Annotated in this window: 2 protein-coding genes and 1 pseudogene; all 3 read right to left on the bottom strand. The window is 37.5% G+C overall.

Annotation, left to right across the window (positions count from 1 at the left end; translation table 11 throughout):
- Positions 1-658 (bottom strand): rolling circle replication-associated protein (locus CSV76_RS17635; RefSeq protein WP_199173088.1); only part of this gene is annotated, 658 nt, incomplete at its 3' end.
- A gap of 418 nt (positions 659-1,076) precedes the next feature.
- Entirely contained in the window at positions 1,077-1,307 is a 231-nt protein-coding gene (locus tag CSV76_RS16835; RefSeq protein WP_099626303.1) for a hypothetical protein, read from the bottom strand.
- Positions 1,308-1,504: 197 nt separating this feature from the next.
- Positions 1,505-1,799, bottom strand: a pseudogene (locus CSV76_RS17495) (hypothetical protein); the annotation flags it as partial.

Raw genomic sequence — 1,799 nt, 5'->3', positions numbered from 1 at the left:
AGAACTTTTTAGTTTTACCGTTAACTTGTTTCTCAACAGAATTTTCTAAAGCAACACCTTCATAATCATCTGGAATTTCTATGTCTGATAAATAAGCAGATACATAAGCACCTATATTATCAACGTCTTTCAATGATTGGATGGAAACAAAACCATTGCCCCACAGAGTAGCCAGAAGCTCGTTAGGCAAGTAAATAGATTTCAGCTCATTAAACCTTAACAATACGTGCAAATGATAACAGCCAGATGCGTGTGGCTCTAGAACCCTAATTGCATCAATGCTTGTACTTTCATTATATTTACGTTTCAACCGTTTCAAAAAGCTATCGTAATCTTTCCCTACCTGTAAATGATCTTTGGTCTGCTTAGCGTAGGTTAAAGTAATAAATAACTCGTTTGAGCAACCACTAAAATTATTGTTTATCAAATACCTTAATTTCTTAAAGGTTTGACGTAGAGAATTTAAATTGTCAGCCCTTGTTTCAGAGCGTTCAAAAAACTTTATTTCCCCAGTAGATAATTCTACATATCGTTCAGAATCCAATTTTCGTATATGGTTAGATGAATTTCGCTTTTCCATATGCTGCACTTCTACAATGTGGTTCATCTTCGTTACGGTAACAGTAGAATCATCTTTTATTGTGATTTCATCTTCCAATCTGGTTATCTTCAATTTTCCACCCCTGTCTTTCATGCGGTGAGATGTTTAATCAAAATCAAGTTAATAAGAGCAACCTGATTTATCTCTCTTAACAAACCCCTTTTCCGCCCATCAACTTAAAGTAGATATACCTCTTTTCTTCCTCGATCTCCTTTATATCTTTCTTTAGTTCCTGACAGATACGCATGTGCTTATTCAAAGCCTTCATTTTGTGTTCCAGTCTAGCGTCAAGAACAACCAACGGACAAACCATATTGTCACCTCCTCCCATCGCTACATGGTCTTACAGGTTGGCCTTGACAGCGAGCCTTTCGGGGCATGAGTAGCCCGTGCCAGCGCCAGCAGTTGAAAAGAACTGTGGCACGCGACTAGACAGTCTATCATGCCCCTGCTCACTATCAAGGCACCGCTTCGCTCAACCTTCCAGACCATTCCGCTGTATCATCTGTTCGATCTGTTGTAACTTCTCCACCACTTGCCCCATATCAGCCATAGATTTAAATGCTTCTTTTTCTCTCCGATAATTTTCAGTAGCCATCATGACGATCGCACTCTTTGACAATCCAGTTCTAGTAGCTTCAGCATCTAGCCAATCATTCAAATCAAACGGAATACGAGTATTAACACGAATCATTTCTCTTTCCACTAAATCACCTCTTTTGTACACAATATAGCATCAATCTTTGATCTAGTCAATTACTGGTAATAATGAAAAAGGTGTCTATTATATAGCCCAAGGAACCACGGCAGAGCCGCACCTTGCGCTATATAATAAGACACCCATAATTCATATAATCATCATTAATTTAACAGTGCCGCAGCAAGTGTTATACTGTGTTTAAATCAAGTTCTTTTTAGGTTATACTGTTCGTAAGTAATGGTATTAGTAAATTCACTTTGTTTGTCGGCTATATTTATACTTTTTTTGTAGTGTGGTGTACCAGCACCCACTATTTTTTTTATGTCTTTATACGCCATATCTTCTCTTTCAGGATACTTCATACCAGTTGTCTTAGTGAAAATATTCACCCCAGATGGATAATAAGAAAGCCTTGCACCTTTCAAGAACTTTTTAGTTTTACCGTTAACTTGTTTCTCAACAGAATTTTCTAAAGCAACACCTTCATAATCATCTGGA

It is taken from the genome of Sporosarcina sp. P17b, from assembly GCF_002743115.1.
GTDB lineage: Bacteria > Bacillota > Bacilli > Bacillales_A > Planococcaceae > Sporosarcina > Sporosarcina ureae_C.
Note: the sequence above shows the minus strand (reverse complement) of the source record. Positions and strands in the feature narration are given on the sequence as shown.